10 protein-coding genes are annotated in these 17,235 nt (G+C 44.5%); 4 read left to right on the top strand and 6 right to left on the bottom strand.

Annotation, left to right across the window (positions count from 1 at the left end; genetic code table 11):
• Nucleotides 1-236 precede the first annotated feature (236 nt).
• Both AC59IL_RS33930 and AC59IL_RS33925 read left to right on the top strand, forming a co-directional pair.
• Entirely contained in the window at nt 237-2,939 is a 2,703-nt protein-coding gene (locus AC59IL_RS33930; protein ID WP_496556706.1) for an alpha-L-rhamnosidase, read from the top strand.
• A 162-nt stretch (nt 2,940-3,101) separates the two neighbouring features.
• Nucleotides 3,102-4,139: a DUF6528 family protein gene (locus tag AC59IL_RS33925; RefSeq protein ID WP_496556705.1), complete on the top strand. Its 1,038-nt coding sequence runs from the start codon at nt 3,102-3,104 to the stop codon at nt 4,137-4,139.
• 144 nt (nt 4,140-4,283) lie between these two features.
• Here AC59IL_RS33925 and AC59IL_RS33920 read toward each other — a convergent pair whose 3' ends face one another.
• Complete coding sequence (locus tag AC59IL_RS33920; protein ID WP_496556704.1) at nt 4,284-5,711, bottom strand: glycoside hydrolase family 125 protein; 1,428 nt, start codon at nt 5,709-5,711, stop codon at nt 4,284-4,286.
• Between the two features lie 178 nt (nt 5,712-5,889).
• Between AC59IL_RS33920 and AC59IL_RS33915 the strand changes: the two genes are divergently transcribed.
• Entirely contained in the window at nt 5,890-6,270 is a 381-nt protein-coding gene (locus AC59IL_RS33915) for a YciI family protein (RefSeq protein WP_496556703.1), read from the top strand.
• A gap of 20 nt (nt 6,271-6,290) precedes the next feature.
• Here AC59IL_RS33915 and AC59IL_RS33910 read toward each other — a convergent pair whose 3' ends face one another.
• The 5 genes from AC59IL_RS33910 to AC59IL_RS33890 form a co-directional block, all read right to left on the bottom strand.
• On the bottom strand, nt 6,291-7,847 hold the full coding sequence (locus AC59IL_RS33910; protein WP_496556702.1) for a T9SS type A sorting domain-containing protein: 1,557 nt from the start codon (nt 7,845-7,847) through the stop codon (nt 6,291-6,293).
• Between the two features lie 64 nt (nt 7,848-7,911).
• A complete protein-coding gene (locus AC59IL_RS33905) occupies nt 7,912-9,906 on the bottom strand; it encodes a beta strand repeat-containing protein (protein WP_496556701.1) in 1,995 nt (664 codons plus the stop codon).
• Between the two features lie 33 nt (nt 9,907-9,939).
• Nucleotides 9,940-11,592 carry a phage tail-like protein gene (locus AC59IL_RS33900; protein WP_496556700.1) on the bottom strand — a complete coding sequence of 551 codons (1,653 nt, stop codon included), beginning with the start codon at nt 11,590-11,592 and terminating at the stop codon, nt 9,940-9,942.
• 307 nt (nt 11,593-11,899) lie between these two features.
• On the bottom strand, nt 11,900-12,556 hold the full coding sequence (locus AC59IL_RS33895; RefSeq protein WP_496556699.1) for a dienelactone hydrolase family protein: 657 nt from the start codon (nt 12,554-12,556) through the stop codon (nt 11,900-11,902).
• Nucleotides 12,557-12,928: 372 nt separating this feature from the next.
• Nucleotides 12,929-13,264 carry a four-helix bundle copper-binding protein gene (locus AC59IL_RS33890; RefSeq protein ID WP_496556698.1) on the bottom strand — a complete coding sequence of 112 codons (336 nt, stop codon included), beginning with the start codon at nt 13,262-13,264 and terminating at the stop codon, nt 12,929-12,931.
• A 903-nt stretch (nt 13,265-14,167) separates the two neighbouring features.
• On the opposite strand from AC59IL_RS33890, the gene AC59IL_RS33885 reads away from it, so the two are divergent.
• Nucleotides 14,168-17,062 (top strand): N-acetylmuramoyl-L-alanine amidase, encoded by a 2,895-nt coding sequence (locus AC59IL_RS33885; protein ID WP_496556697.1) that lies wholly within the window; start codon nt 14,168-14,170, stop codon nt 17,060-17,062.
• Nucleotides 17,063-17,235 lie beyond the last annotated feature (173 nt).

Here is a 17,235-nt window from a genome sequence, read left to right as displayed (position 1 = left end):
AGATGAGCCATCCGCTAACGCGGATGACTCACCCTACTGGATTCCGAAGATCGGAACCGTGACGTAGCAAATAACTTACATTTATAATATAATACCTACCGCGCTGTTTGCTTTTTATTGAACGATATTGGCATGGATGCATATTTTAAATGCTAAACATATTTTGCCCTTTATTGCACTTTTGCCCGGTAGAATGCCCCTGCATTTTCGTTATATTCATTCTTAAACCATACAGCATGTTATTGCCTGTTGCCGATCGAAAATTGTTTTACAGGATCATCACTATTACTATTATCAGCTTACAAACTGTATCTTCTTTTGCGCAATCGCCCTGTTTGCCGGTGATGCTGAAATGCGAATACCTCGTTAATCCCATAGGAATTGATGAACCTCACCCGCGGTTATTGTGGAGTATGCAGGATAACAGACCCGATGCAAAACAAATAGCTTACCAGATCATCGTAGGCACCGATTCAGCATCCGTAAGCAAAGGCATAGGAAACTGCTGGCAAACCTCATTGATAAATTCGGCAACGCAACGGGTGTCTTATGCAGGCAATACGTTGAAGCCTTTTACAAAATATTACTGGTCGGTACAGCTGTGGGATAAAAATAACCAGCCATCCCTGTTAGCATCGGTAGCGAGCTTTGAAACAGGCATAATGGAAAGCGCCAACTGGAAGGGTTCATGGATCAGCGATACCCGCGATATACATAAAAAAGAAGCGCCTTATTTCAGAAAAGCTTTCGATATCAATAAAAAAATAATTTCGGCGCGGGCTTATATAGCTGTTGCGGGTTTATATGAATTATACATCAATGGAAATAAAATCGGTGATCACCGGCTCGATCCCATGTACACCCGCTTCGACCGGCGCACATTATACGTAACACACGATATTACCGCTTATTTGAAGGCCGGTAAAAATGCTATGGGTGTATTATTGGGCAATGGCTGGTATAACCATCAAAGCACCGCCGTATGGTATTTTCATGAGGCACCATGGCGGCAACGCCCCGCATTTTGTATGGATGTTCGTATAACCTATGAAGATGGAAGTACAGCAACTATTACTTCGGGTAAAGATTGGAAAACGTCACTAAGCCCGGTCATCTTTAACAGCATTTATACCGGTGAACATTACGATGCCCGGCTGGAACAACCAGGTTGGAGTGAAGACGGGTTTGATGATTCAAAATGGTCAGCAGTTATTTTCAGGTCGGCTCCATCTACGAACATAACAGCACAGGTATTGCATCCTATACGCAATGTTGAAACCATTGCCGCCAAAAAGGTGAATAAATTAAACGATACAACCTGGGTTTTCGATTTGGGAAGAAATATTTCAGGCGTTAGCAGCCTTTCGGTAAAAAGTGAAGCCGGCACGGTGTTCCGGTTGAAACATGCAGAACGTTTACGTAACGACGGACATGCTGACCAGAGTAATATTGATGTGCATTACCGGCCAACAGATAATACCGATCCGTTTCAGACAGATATTTTTATTACGGCCGGAAAAGGAGAAGAAACCTTTATGCCCCGGTTTAATTACAAAGGATTTCAGTATGTTGAAGTCACAAGCAGCCGGCCCGTTGAATTGACAAAAGAGAATTGTACCGGCTATTTTATGCACAGCGATGTGCCACCTGCAGGACAATTTACTTCATCGAACCCCACCATCAATAAAATATGGTGGGCCACCAATAACTCTTATTTATCAAATTTGTTTGGCTACCCAACCGATTGTCCGCAACGTGAAAAGAACGGATGGACGGGCGATGCACACATAGCGAGTGAAACAGGTTTGTACAACTTCGATGGCATTACCATCTATGAAAAATGGATGGCTGATCACCGCGATGAACAACAAACCAACGGAGTTTTGCCGGCCATCATACCTACCAGCGGCTGGGGATACGAATGGGCCAATGGCCCCGACTGGACGAGCACCATTGCCATCATTCCCTGGAATATATATTTGTTTTATGGCGATACAACGTTGCTTTCACGCTGCTATGATAATATAAAAAGATATGTTGATCACATCAGTGAAATCAGCACGGGCGGTTTAACCACCTGGGGTCTGGGCGATTGGGTGCCTGTAAAATCAAAATCACCGGTTGAGTTAACCTCCTCGGTTTATTATTTTGTTGATGCAACCATTTTATCAAAAGCTGCCCGGTTACTCGGCAAAAAAACAGATTATGAAAAATATACAGCACTGGCTGCAAACATTAAAAATGCCATCAACAACAAATACCTGAACCTGCAAACAGGTATTTATGCAAGTGGTGCACAAACCGAATTAAGCGTTCCGCTTTTTTGGGGTGTAGTGCCCGATACATTAAAAGCAAAAGTAGCAGCAAACCTGGCCCAAAGAGTACAGGCCGACAGCAACCATATTGATGTGGGATTGCTGGGCACAAAAGCCATCCTAAATGCGCTTAGTGAAAACGGTTATGCCGATATTGCTTATACATTGGCCGCCCGGGAAACTTTTCCTTCGTGGGGATGGTGGATCGTAAATGGCGCTACCACGCTGTATGAAAACTGGCCGATTGATGCCAAAAGCGATATATCATTAAATCATATCATGTTTGGCGAAATCGGGGCATGGTTGTATAAAGCATTGGGGGGCATACGGCCCGATCCTGAACAACCCGGTTTTAAAAACGTTTTGCTGCAACCGCATTTTGTAAAAGATCTGAACGCATGCGAAGTGCTGCATCAATCGCCTTATGGCACCATTGTTTCTTCCTGGAAAAGAAATAAAAACAAACTCACCTATAAAGTAGTGGTTCCCCCTAATTCAACCGTTACATTACTATTATCTGTAAACAAACAAAAGCTTTATAAGAACGGCGAACTGCAAAAAACCGCAACAGATAATTATACTGATAAACTTACATCGGGAACATACGTATTTGAATTGAAATAAGTCCGAAGGGTGGCTCACATTCTTAAAGGTGAGCCACCCCGGAAAGGATGACCCACCCACTACTTGTCAACATCTGAGCAAATTGGCATGAAATTTCGCATAGGTGTACCGTTTTGTGTAATATGCATTACATAAATACATTTTTTAACCTAACACTTATTCATGAGAAAAATTATTATGTCACCGCTTATTCTTTCCCTGATATTCTTATTGGGTTGTAAGCGCGAAGTATCGCAACCGGTTGCCGTTGACGATGCTTCGGAATTGCTAACCACCGAATCGGCCGAAGTTGCAGCGGCCGCCGCTGCTAAAGAAATAGTTATTTGCGATCAGAAAAATGCAAGGATCGTTATGGTAGATGTAGCCAATGGCAACAAGGTTACCTGGGAATGGAAGCCGACTGCCACCTACGCAGCAATCCGATCAGGTGCACAGGGCTGGTTTGCCAACCTCAGCGAAGCGAAACCGGTATACAGCAATAAATACATTTTAGCTACGGCATCGGGAGGCGGCGTTGCGATCATCAACGTGTCTACAAAAAAAGCGATATGGTACGACTATGCAGGGGGTAATACCCATTCTGCAGAATTATTGCCAAATGGTAATGTGGTAACGGCATCTACCACCGGCGGCTACCTGAAGATATTTGTAGTTGATTCCTATATCAACGATGAATCGGCCCAAACCGGGCCAATCTCTTTCGAAGACGTGCACAATGTTGTATGGGATAATAAAAACAAATTGCTGTGGGCTGCAGGAAAAGATAAGCTGAAGGCCTTTAGCTATAACAACAGCTGCAGAAATCCGGGGCTTACATTAAAGAAAACATACACTATGCCCCAGGGCAATGCCCACGACCTGTTTCCGGTTTATGGAAGCACAACAGACCTGTGGTTATCTAATTCAAATCACGTATATAAGTTCAGCACGGCTACCGGTGCATTTACACTGATAAAAAATTCAGCCGGCGAAAATATTGCGGCAGTAAAATCTGTTTGCAGCGGCCCGGGTGGTTATACAACCATCATCGATGTAGCAAATGGTAATGGTGGTGAAAGCTGGAGAACCGATGTTATTACCGATCTGAATGGAGCAACTGTTTTCAAAAACACCAGCTATGGTATGTATAAAGTGCGCTGGAAGCTGATCAATTCATTCAGCTATCCTGCCAACGATGGCTTTCATGAATGCACGCATTAATGATGCATCTCTCTCATATGTCCGTCCGTCTGTCTATGCGGCTCCGTAATACGGGGCCGCTTTTTTATTTCTCGCAAAAGCGCAAAGTCGCAAAGCGACTTCTTTGCGTTCATCTTAGCGCCCTGGCGCCTTTGCGAGATTTATTTAAACCAGCAATTGCGGCTTCTCCTTATATAATTTCCATAAAAATTCGCCGAATAAAGTATTGGCCCAGGCAAACCATTTACGGCTGAACTTTTTGGGATCATCTTTATGAAACGCCTCATGCATGAAACCGGTATCGGCATGTGTGTTTCGCAGTAATGAAATACAGGCTTTGATCTCTGCATCATCACTGCTGGTTAAGCCACGCATAATAATACCCATGGGCCATATCATATCCTGCCCCACGTGCGGACCACCGATGCCTTCGCCTGCTGTTCCTTTAAAAAAGTAAGGATTATCGGCCGAGAGCACCAGCCTGCGCGTATTGCGATAAATGGGATCGGTATTTTTTACTAAACCCAAATAAGGCATAGCCAGTAAACTGGGCACATTGGCATCATCCATCAAACTATAACTGCCAAAGCCGTTCACCTCGTAAGCGTACACTTTTCCAAAGGTTTTGTGATCGAAAATGGCGTACTGCTGCAGCGCTTTCTCTACTTCATTTGCCAAAGCGGTTAATTGAGCAGCAGTTGCAGTATCTTTTGCAATGGCAGTAAGCATTTCAGCCGCCTGACGCAAACTTGTTACTGCAAAAAAGTTAGAGGGAATCAAAAAAGAATAAACGGTTGCATCGTCGCTGGGCCTGAAAGCCGAACAAATAAGTCCTACCGGTTTTACAGGATAGCCATAACCATCCATGGGCAGGGTATCAGTAGCTTTTGGTGTATTGCGTTGAAATTTATACGAACCGTTACCCTGTTTTCGCTGCTGATCGCGAAACGTGGTGTAAATATTTTTAATGGCGCTTTGCCATTGAGCATCAAAAGGCGATGTATCGCCGGTAAGTTTCCAGTAGCGGTATCCCAAACGGATAGGATAGCATATCGAATCAATTTCCCATTTACGTTCATGTACGCCGGGCTTCATATCGGTAAAGTCAGTTGCCCATTCGCCTCTTTTATTGGGATCGTTATAAAACGCATTGGCATAGGGATCTTTCAGTATACAAGCCGTTTGATGATATATTACACCGGCTACCAGTTGCTGCAAAGGTTTGTCGTGCGCCATAAACGGCAAATAAGGCCAAACCTGCGCACTGCTGTCGCGCAGCCACATGGCATCTATATCGCCGGTGATCACATACGTATCGGGCCGTCCGTCTTTGGTAGAGTGAAATACGGTAGTGTCGAGCGTATTGGGAAAACAATTTTCAAATAACCAGGCCAGTTCAGGCTGTTTTACTTTTGCCTTAAATTCTTTGATGGCGTTTTCCACGGCTTCGCTGGTAAAATTTCTTTTATCGGCCGGAGTTCGCACCACAGGGTATTGATTGAAAATATTCGTTGCAGAAAAACCACGCAAATTACCTAACAACAAACCGGCGCCTGCCAGTGTTGAATTTTGAATAAACATTCGCCTTTTCATATGAACCGTTGTTTTATTTCAAAAGAAATTTTGGGCGCGGTAAATCTACAACAAAACATGTCACGTAGTTTGCTAAAAATAATCAGCAGTTATACCTTTAACATACGATCTTCCGCATTTATCCTGGTCCGCAACCTTTAGCTCCGCTCTTTATATAATAATTCTAACAACTACTATCATGAAAGAATTTATGTTAATCATCCGAAACGAAAGCGAACACCTGCAGGAACTGGGCCCCGACATACATGAACAGTTTCTGAAAGCATGTGAGGTGTACATTAATAATCTTAAAAAAGAAGGAAAGCTAAAATCGGCTCAGCCGCTTGAAAGAAAGGGAACAATGATCTCGGGCACAAAAGGAAACTGGCACGATGGCCCGTTCAGCGATAACAAAGAGGTGATTGTTGGCTACTACCACATTCTTGCCAATGATATCGATGAAGCCATTTCAATTGCAAAAGCTAATCCCGAATTTGAATACAGTACAACAGCGCGTGTTGAAGTACGACCGATCAAAATGAAGGAAGTTGCCACCGGATTTGTATATCCCGGCAAATAGCCAAAAGATCGCAGAAAGCATTAATCTCCTGTAACTACCAGCTTCTTTGTTTCGATCAGCTGACCGCTGTACGAGATAAAGCCAACAGCATAGTTGCCGGGCAGGTAAATATGCATGGGTATGATGGTGCGCTCGTTCACCAGTTCTTTATGAACCATTTGACCAAGTGTGTTCCAGATAACAACATACTTAACAGCAGCTATGCCGTTTATACCCACATAGAAGCGTCCGGTACTGGGGTTGGGCCACAGCAGCAGCTGGAAGCCGCCCGGTTTGCCGCCAACGGCTACAATCTGCGAATAAGTAACTACCCCATTATAATCAACCAGCATTAACCGGTAATAGCTGATGCCGGTGTAATTGTTGGCATCATTAACAGAGTAATCAAGATATGCATTGCTGTAGCCGTTAATAGCTTTTGACTGTACGGTATCGCGATTGGTAAAGTCGGTTTCGTTGCTCAGCCTGCGTTGTACCACAAAGTATTTGTTATTGACCTCGGGTTTGGTGGTCCAGTATACGCGCACATTCTTATACTCGGTACGGTAGGCATTAAACCACAAATGGGTTTTGTTTACAGTGGTATCGCCTTTGCCCGATAATTTGGTAAAATATGAAGAAGATGAAATTTTGCCGGTAACGGTTCTGTTATTAGCCCCGCTGTTTACGAGGGCAGTTCCTGTAGTAAGATAACCGGCAACGGGGTACGTTTGCGGGAACGAAGTATCCCATCCGGTTGCAGTGTATTGAGATATGTATGAATATTGCCTGTTTGCATTAAATATACTGCCTTCATCGGCGGCAAGGTGTTGCAATACGATGTCGGCTTCATCTTCATTCGGATGATTGCGCTTACCTATTTCCCAGGTTTTGTTTACACTCTCCTGTTTCAGGTCGTTGCCTGTAAACAAAGCGCTTTTTACACCATCCAGTACGCGTGCATGATAATCATCGCCCCGGGTGGTTTTGCTTCGCACGGCCACGGGCGTATACGCATCGGCTTTACTGCCAATGGGAAATATCACCCAGCTATCCTGGCTGCGGATATTTTCCCGTACCAGCAATCCGTTGCCGCCGGCAACAATATATCGAACAGCATCGTAACCGGTAATAGAACCTGGATTTCCATCTCCTATTACCAGGGTATTATCCTGTACATGTAACAATCCTTCAGACAAATGAAGATTGTGGCGAATTTTTGTAGTGCTTCCGGTAAGCTCAACGCCTGCCGCATTTTTAATTTCAACATTGGCAAAAGCAGCCCCTGTTTTTGTAACTGCATTATAACCGCCATCAATTTGCTGACGGCCGCTGTCAACACCATTAAAACGGATCAGTCCGCCGGTGCCCGACGCATCTTCACCGCCATTGCCTTCATCGGTAATAAGGGCATTAGCGTCGTTCTGCCATTTCTTTCCTTTAAAGTTTACAACGGCTTTTTTGTCAACACCCAGTTTACCATGATTCACCACATTTGAAAAGATCGTGGCCGTATCGCCCGAGAAATAGATCTTTCCTTTCTTCGGTACATAAAAACCGCTTTGCTGCCCCATGCCGGTTGCGATGCACGCAAGCATGATGAAAGCTAAAAGGGCGATATGTTTGTTAGTGGTCAATGGTGAATGGTCAATGGTGAATCTTTTACTGAATCAGCGTTACATCAAACGTAACAGATCCTACTGCCTGTGAAGCTAATTGTGTATTAATAAATCCGATAGTAATGGTATTGGAACTGCTGATATAGGAATAAGCGATAGTTATACCTGATGGCAAGGCACTGCGCGGATTCAAAATCACAGAAGCATTAGCAACCGCGCCGGTTACAGTAGCCGTTACCTGCCGGGTAGTTGAAGCGGTTATATTGGTATTATCACTAATACTAAAACTGGTTTTGATCATATTATTCAAAGCAGTGCCCGAACTTCCGAGCTTATAGGTACCATTTACATCGAGGGTAGTCGACGGACTGGTTGTTCCTATACCCACTTTACCTGCGCTCGTGATTCGCATGCGCTCATTTGAAGTAGCAATGCCACCGGTAAACAGAATCAGGTCTTTTGAGGCAGACGAATTACCAATAATAAAATCATTTCCGGCACTATATAAATACCCATTGTTGGCGCCGCTCAATATGTTATTGGCGTTATTGTAACCACCTCCGTTCATACCCAGGTCAACATAATTGGTAGTTTCTGTTCCGTTATTGGCAGTAGCTACAATATCGGTACTCGCCTGCCCGCCGGTAGATTCATTGGTAATATTAAACTGAAGATACCCGTTTCGTTGGCCTTTTGCTATGAGCAGGTTATACGAATCGGTAGTGCCGGCATCGATCAATACTTTTTCACGTGCAACGGCATCGTATGTTGAAGTACCGATGGCCAGGTTACCGCCCGTATCAAGACGCATTTGTTCGGTATTATGGGTAATAAAAGGAAGATCGTACAAATCAATGGTGCCTATCTTTTTTTCGCTGCCTACCGTATTACCGTTCAAAGCCCAGCCGCTGCCGCCACCACCGGTGGCAGTAATAACGCCTGTGGTTGAATTATAACCTATACCAGTACCTGCACTTAATAAGCCGCGCACCTTTTGATAAAAGTTACTGATGTAACCGGTATCCATAGTCAATGCGCCGGTGTTGCCATTTACTGAAGTAACTCCGCTGTTACTGATCTGGCCGGTAGTAGCATTGTACGAAATACCAGTACCGGCGCTATGCTCGCTTCGCACCTTTTGCCAGAAATTGGCAATATTCGTTGTATCAACAGCCGACAATTTGTTGTTGAATGTATTCCAGTCGGTACTGCTCAGGTAACCGTTTGTTGAAGTGGTTGCCTGGCTAATTCCAATCTGGCCGTTAGTGAGTGTAATGGGCGCCGAGGCGGTAAACAAGCTGCGCACCTTTTGATAAAAGTTACTGATGTAACCCGTATCCATAGTTAAAGCGCCGGTGTTGCCATTTAATGATGTAACTCCATTGTTGCTGATCTGGCCGGTAGTAGCATTGTACGAAATACCGGTACCGGCGCTATGCTCGCTTCGCACCTTTTGCCAGAAATTGGCAATGTTTGTGGTATCAACAGATGACAATTTGTTGTTGAACGTGTTCCAGTCGGTACTGCTCAGGTAACCGTTTGTTGAAGTGGTTGCCTGGCTAATTCCGATCTGGCCGTTGGTAAGTGTGATGGGCGCCGAGGCGGTAAATAAGCCGCGTACCTTTTGATAAAAGTTACTGATGTAACCGGTATCCATGGTTAAAGCGCCGGTGTTGCCATTTACAGAGGTAACTCCACTATTACTGATCACTCCGGTAACAGCATTATACGATATACCGGTGCCTGCACTTAATTTACCAGGCGTTACAAGGGATTGCCAGGCGCCGTTCGAACGAAGCAACAATTGCTTTGATGGACTATAATAAACCACCATGCCGTCGGGCGGATTCAATGCATTGATCAATGTGGTATCGGCAATGCGTGAGAATAATAAGCCCTGGTTGGTACTCTGCAGTTCAAGCACGGCGGATTTCTCAACCGCCCAGGGATTTATTCCCAGTCGCAATTGTTGCGACATACCCGCTTTGGTGAACAGTACAAATAGTACCATAACACCAGGCCATCTGTTGATTTGCATACACGCGCTTTAAGCGATGAGCAGTATAATTTCTTACTTTTTGATAATGTACCAGTTGGTACCATCTGTTTGAAGCGTAACGTAGGTCCAGTCGTTGTAAATAATATACGAACTGCCGCCGTCGATGGTGCCTGAGGCCGGGTTGATGGTTAATTCTTTATCAATACCGCCGGTGCCGATCTTTTTAATGGTATAAATACGTCCGGCAAAGCTGCCCGGTGCGGGTAATGTAATAGTTATAGCCGATGAAGTGGTATTTGCCAGAACGGTATTATCAGCAGCTGTAACGGTATAATCGGCAGTAATTGATTTTATAGCCATCGACAATGAACCGGCTACCTGTACAGTTGAGTTCGCATTACCTGTACCACCTGCTAAAATAGCTTTGGCAGCGGCTACACTGTCCTGAAAGGTTTTATTACCACCGAAAGTTTGAGCAGTTGTAGTAACCACACCACGGGCGCTGGTGCCCGCATTGGGTACATTTAAAAATACGGTATCGGCGCTGTTGGTCGATACGGTAAGATCGGTTCCTGAAGTTGTGAATGCAAATGTTTGCGCCGTGTCGGTATTATTATTAATACGCTGAATGGCATTACCAAAAGCCGCATCACTAACTTTTCTCTTTTCTACTACACCATTGGTAAGTACCAGCACACTATCAGCACTTGTATTATTAGCTACGCTGTTCAAAGTAAGGGTACCGTTTACTGCTACATTATTATTAAAGGTTTTATTACCTCCAAATGTTTGTGTACCGGCTGTTACAATACCAGGGTTGCTGGCATCGGCAGGATGTAATATGATCTGACGCGATGTGCTGTCGGTAACAATCGAAGCTCCTTTAACATTGGGTGAAGAAGATACTGCACCAATAGTTATGGTTTGAATACCACTTTGAATTTTCGACCAGTCGTTATAAGTTAAAAATCCATAAGGTTTGGTAGCAGAAGTACCGTCCTGTACAGGCAGGTAAATAGCAATGGTGCTGTCGACCGAACGGTTTTCAACTTCAACCGAATCTTTCGATGCATCGGCAGCGGCGGTTATAGAAAGCGTTTGCTTTTGAATGCCGTTGATCGATTTGATGGCGTTGGTAAATGCCGATGACGACATGGTTCTTTTATAAACAGAACCATCTGCAGCCAGTACCAGCACATCTACTTCAGATGTATTGGCCGCTAGGTTTTCGAGCTTTACGGTTCCGTTAACGTTTAAGGTAGCAGAAGGTGTGGTGGTTCCGATACCAACATTACCGTTTGCACCAATGATCATACGGGCAGCATTATCGGTTTTAATCGTTAAAGGCTTTCCATCGAGGGTTCCGATAAAATTATTGGCCGAGTCGGTGCCGGTATTACCGGTTAACGACCAGTTAGCAGTAGCATCAGCCATGCTGGCGAGCTTTTTCCACGCGCCATTGCTGCGTATACGCAAGCTATTATCGGCAGTAAGATAAATGATCATTCCATCGGGTGGCGTTAACGAATTGATGGCTGCTGTGTCGCTTAAACGCGGTAACAGCAAACCTTGTCTTGTGCTTTCCAGTTCAAGTATCGACGACTTTTGAATGCTGGTAGGATTATCGCCAATTTTTAGCTGCGCAGTTGCCATCATACCTGTGCCCAACACTGATATGAACAGCAGAACGAGTTTTCGGTTAATCAGGATACTAAAGAATTTCATTTGAGAGGATTTAATTAAATAATGTTCATCTATTTAAAACATCAAACCTTGTATAAAATTGCTGTAACAACAGCGTGTAGCCATCGAGTATTTACAAAATCGTTAGTATCCCTGAAAGTTGATAAGTAGTTCTGTGTAGCAATTATAATAGGTTTCAGATGTTGAGTATAAGGTACATGGAACATATATCAGTATGCGAAGAACATTTACAACATGCCTTATATAACAATTGACAAAGATCAAGCAACATGGACCCATAACCGGGAACCGGAAACCGGAAACTGGTAACAGGTAACAGGTAACTTCATTAAGCAACCGCAATTCCCGTAAGATATTTCCGGCACCACGCAATAGCCATGTCAGCCACCATTTCCAATGCTCCTTTTTCTGAAAACAGATGTGAGGCGCCTTCCACCACTGCTAATTTTTTTTCGCAATCCAGTGCCTCAAAGGCCTGTTCATTTAACCGCAATACATCATGATCAATACTTCCAACAATAAGCAAAGTAGGTGCATGTACACGGTGCAATACATCCATCGCCAGGTCGGGCCGGCCACCGCGCGATATAACGGCTTTTATTTCGGGTAACAGCGCAGCTGCTTTAAGAGCCGACGCTGCGCCGGTACTGGCGCCGAAATATCCATACCTGCAATTGCGCGCCGGTTCAAATTTCTCCAGCCATTGTGTAGTTAAAACAAGTCTGCGGGTAAGAAGGTCAATATTAAAACGGGTTGAATAAACGCTGTCTTCCTGCGGTGTTAGCAAGTCAAATAATAAAGTGCCGATCTGATTTGCCTGTAGCAGTTGTGCAACTTTTTTATTTCGGGGACTATGACGGCTGCTGCCGCTGCCATGCGAAAACACAACAATGCCGGTTGCTTTCAGCGGAATAACCAGTTCGCCTTCAAGCTGCAGGTCAGAACTTATATCGATGGCTACTTCACTGCTGTATCGGGTTTCCATAAAAATGGTTGACACTTTAGTGCATCTTTGTTAATGCAGCAATCATCCTGCCAGTGGAGCAGGCAGTAGGAAGCAGGCAGTAGTAAGTTAGCAGGGGCAGTTATTAATTGGTTAGGCAAAATAGTTGGCATTGTGTAACTGGCAGCAGGCAATAGACAATAAAAAGCAGGAAGTGGGGAGTTTACAGGAAACCAGATTGCGTGCAACAGAAAATCTTTTATCTCGCATTTGATAATTATCAATTTTTCAACTTCTTTACTTCATACTTCTTACTACTGCTTCCGACATCAGACATCCGACTTCAGAGTTCTGACTTCAAAACTACATCCCTGGGCAAAATCCTCCCCACTTACTTGTGCCATGTCCTTGCACCTATGCTTCTTCCATCATATGCATACAGGCATCGGCGCAACGGCGGCATGCTTCGGTGCACTGAAGACAATGTTCCATTTGACTGTGTTTTTCGCACTCTACAGCGCAGGCGTTACATACATCGGCACATACTTCGCAGATTTTTTCGGAGTACATACTGCCTAAGGTCATTATTTCAGCAGCGCTCCTGCAAATAGCCGCACACTCCATATCAAGTTGTATACAGCGTGTGAGCTTCACATCATTTTCATGCAAACATTCAACAGCGCAATTATTACACAGCGTAGCGCAATTATTACATTCGTCTATACAATGCTGATACCTTTCGTAAGCCATAACAAAATTATTTAATGTTTAAAAGTAATATCGTTTCTCCACTGTTTTTTTAGCCGTTACCGGGAAGGATGGTTTGAAGTTTGCTTATGTCGGCTGTTCAACTATAACCATTAAGCTACAGTGTATTCGGTGATACCCAATTACCCTGAGCTCAATAAAAAGCGCTGAGCATTTTTAACAACTAATGCAATTTAATTGCCGGGGAGTGCGGATTTCTGCAACCCGTTTATGTAACAAATTTTAACCTAAACGATGTAGAAATTAATGCACGAATGAATTTTAAATGTTGTGAAAACGCTTACACATCTTATGCAATTGAAATGCACGAGGCGCTAATTTATAACCTGTTACCAGATATCAGGTGTGCAACAACGTTAATCAATAAAAATAATTTACTGATGTTGATATAATTTTCATGAACCCGTCATTGCTAATTGAAAAAAAACACCTAATTATGTACTACTTAATAACCTTAATTAACCTTATCTCAACCTTATCATGAAAAACTATACACTTATTGATTTGCCATTTTGTATGGCTGGTTATTCTGATGCCAGCTCAGTGCATGCACCGCCATGCCAGCAAAGAAGCAGCCCTGGCAGGGTTGTTGTTTTTTTCCCTTTCTCCAGAAACATATCGAATGTTACAGCAGTGCCTTTGAAACCGGCCTGCATGCGATGATCACCCGGCGTTTGATTCCGCAGAGCGGAACAACAAACCCCTTTTGCCCTGACGCAACCCCTTACGTTTTAGTATAGCCCTACTTTACTGACAGACTACTCAGAAAAAGCATTTCTTTTTCTGACCAGGATATATATGCCCCTGCAAAAAACTTTGTTTTCTGCGGAACAGGAAACCTTTTTTCTATTCAAAAACCAATTCGCTAACCATTTAAAACTTCACATGATGATTACCCGAAGATTACTCTGTGGATTATTTATTACTCTTTTATGGAGTATGCAGGTAACCGCTCAGCAGGCCGACAATTACAGCGGTTATTTTGCCGAGGCTTATCGCCATTATCCTAACATTCCAACAGGTGTGCTCGAAGCCACTGCCTATTCGGCTTCGCATATGTACAACCTGGTTCCGGAACCAACCGGAGAAGGCGATGCAGTAGCAATGCCCAAACGCTATGGCATCTTTGCTTTGGTTGAAGATGGCAAAGGATATTTTAAAAACAACCTCGCAGCAGTTTGTTCATTAAGCGGAATTACCGTCGAACAGTTTAAAGCCGATGTTCGTTTACAAATTCTGGCTGTGGCAAAATTTCTTAGCCATGAAGCAGGCGCACAACAATTAGCCGCCAATGCTACCGCCGAAAGCTTTTCGGTTGTGCTTGACAAACTTTCTGAAATCCCCGACGATGGAAACGCAATTAATAAATATGCGCATTCATTGTACACGTTCGACATTTACAACCATCTTCAGAAAGGATTTTCTACACCGAATATTAAAATGACGCCCCGCAGCATTCAGCTCGATAAAATTTATCCGGCTAAAACACTGCGTGTATTACAGGCTCCCGGTGTACAAATCAATTACAATCGCGGTAGCATCAGCGCTAACGGCGCCGTTCTGCCAACTGCCAACACGCAAACGCCAACAACTGCAGGCAGCACTGCAAGAACCGATGGCACTACCGAAGTAGCGGCTATTCAAAGCACTGATTATCCGCCGGCCCTGTGGGACCAGGCAAGCACCAGTAACTTTACTGTTGGTCGCGGTGGGTACACGCCAACCAACGTGGTTGTACATACCTGCGAAGGAAGTTATTCAGGAACCATTTCATGGTTTAACAACTCCAGTGCGCAGGTATCTGCCCACTATGTGGTTCGTTCAAGCGACGGACAAATCACTCAAATGGTACTGGAAAAAGACAAAGCATGGCATGTATTGGACCACAACTACTACACCATTGGTATAGAGCATGAAGGATATGTTGCACAGGGCAACACGTGGTACACCAATGCCATGTACACAAGTTCGGCTGCTTTGGTACGTGATATATGCAGCAGTTGGAGCATCGATGGCACTACCTGCTTCCGCGGACCTGCCACTTCAGGCACTAATTTTCTGCCTGTAACAGTTCGTATCAAAGGACATCAGCACTACAGCGGCAATACGCACACCGATCCGGGTATTTACTGGAACTGGTCAAAATATGCCGACCTGATCAATCCGCCTACAGCAGTAACCACTATTACTTTTGCGGTAAAAGATATGAGCACCGGGCTGGCAATTGCCAGCGCATCGGTTAAAGTAACCAAACCCGATGGCACTACCGCTACCGTAACTACCGATGCCAGCGGTAAACTGGTATATGGCATCGAAACCGGTAACTATACTTTCGCGGTTTCAAAAAGCGGTTATACCACCCTCAGCACTTTGTTCACCGGCGGACCCGATGATGCCATCGCTGCTAATATCAACCTCGATCCCACCAGCACGGCAAGAATAGCATCTGGTTCTCCTTTATTAAAGGCAGAAAATAATGGCAGCAATATGGTGTTAACCGGTTATGTACGTGATGCCGATCAAAACACACCGCTGGCAGGCGTTCAGGTAAATGCAGGAACCTATACTGCCACTACCAATGCACAGGGCTTCTTTTCGCTTTCGGTACCTGCTTCAGCAGTAGCACAGGGTAATGTACCTGCTACCATTGCTATTCAATCTTCAAAAGCAGGTTACATCACCAATAGCATTAAAAACTTTTATGCTATTCCTGAAACATACGAAATGCAGATTGCACTTACTGCTACCGGTTCACCCCGTAGTGCTTTGTTGCAATCGAATGGCGATCTGATCACCCGCCATCATGGTTTGTTCGACAAAACACCGGCCGGGCAACTTGAGTTTACCGGCAGCAATCCGGTAAATAAATCAACCGCCAGAACAGATGGTTCGGCTGCAGTAACTGCAGCCCTCGCTGTGCCATCAAGCATTCGCGTAGCAACCAGTTGCGCATGCACTACCTGTTCAAATCCTACGGTTGAGGTGATGAGCCTTGAATCGTATGTACAAACCGGTGTTGATGATGAGTGGCTCAGCAGCTGGAACGCCGCTTCATTACAGGCCGGCGCTGTAGCATACCGTTCACGCGGCGCCTGGTTCGTTCAGAATCCTGCAGGCAACAACTACGACATTTCATCAGCAGCCTGTCATCAAACATGGCAGAGCGATAAAGCTACCAGCGTTAAAAATGCGGCCATTGCAACCGCCGGCATCGTGTTAATAAAAGACGGCGCTATTTACTTAGCCGAATACTGTGCTGAAACAAACAATGCAGGTTGCGGCGATGGTTATAGCGGAACCAGCACCGATTATCCCTGTATTGCCGACAGCCGTTGTGCAGGTCGTACCAAAAGCGGTCATGGCCGTGGTATGTGCCAGTGGGGATCGAGCTTTTGGGCTACCGATCAAACCTATACATGGATCTTAAACCACTATTACAATCCTGATGCAGCTTCTGTACAAACAGCCGCAGTTGCAGCCAGCAGCACCAGCGACAGCAAAGCCACTGATGCCGCAGGTACTTTGAAAGTATCGCCCAACCCGGTTACCGGCAGTGCTATCACTGTTGAGTATACGCTGGGTGATGCTTCGCAACCCGCAGGCGTTGTAATAGCCGACAACTACGGCAGCATAGCACAGCAACGTTCGGTGGTATTGCAAAAAGGCAGCAACCGCCTTACCATCAACACCACTGGTTTAAAAGCAGGTGTATATACCATTACCATTCGTTTGAATGCAACCGGCAAAGCAGTTAGCAAAAAGCTGGTGGTAGTTAAGTAATAGAAAACAAGTGAAGAATGCAGTAGCGTTAAGAGGATAAAAGAGCAAAGGAGAAAAAAGAGAAAATTCTCCTTTGCTTCTTTTCCCTGATTAATTTCTGACTTTCAGAATGATAAAAAGACAAAAGAGATTTAGAAAGTAAAAAAACTCTTTTTTCTCTTTCTTCTCCTTTA

It is taken from the genome of Niastella sp. sgz303648, from assembly GCF_059587045.1.
The sequence above is the reverse complement of the archived record's forward strand: the minus strand, read 5'-3'. Positions and strand labels throughout refer to the sequence as shown.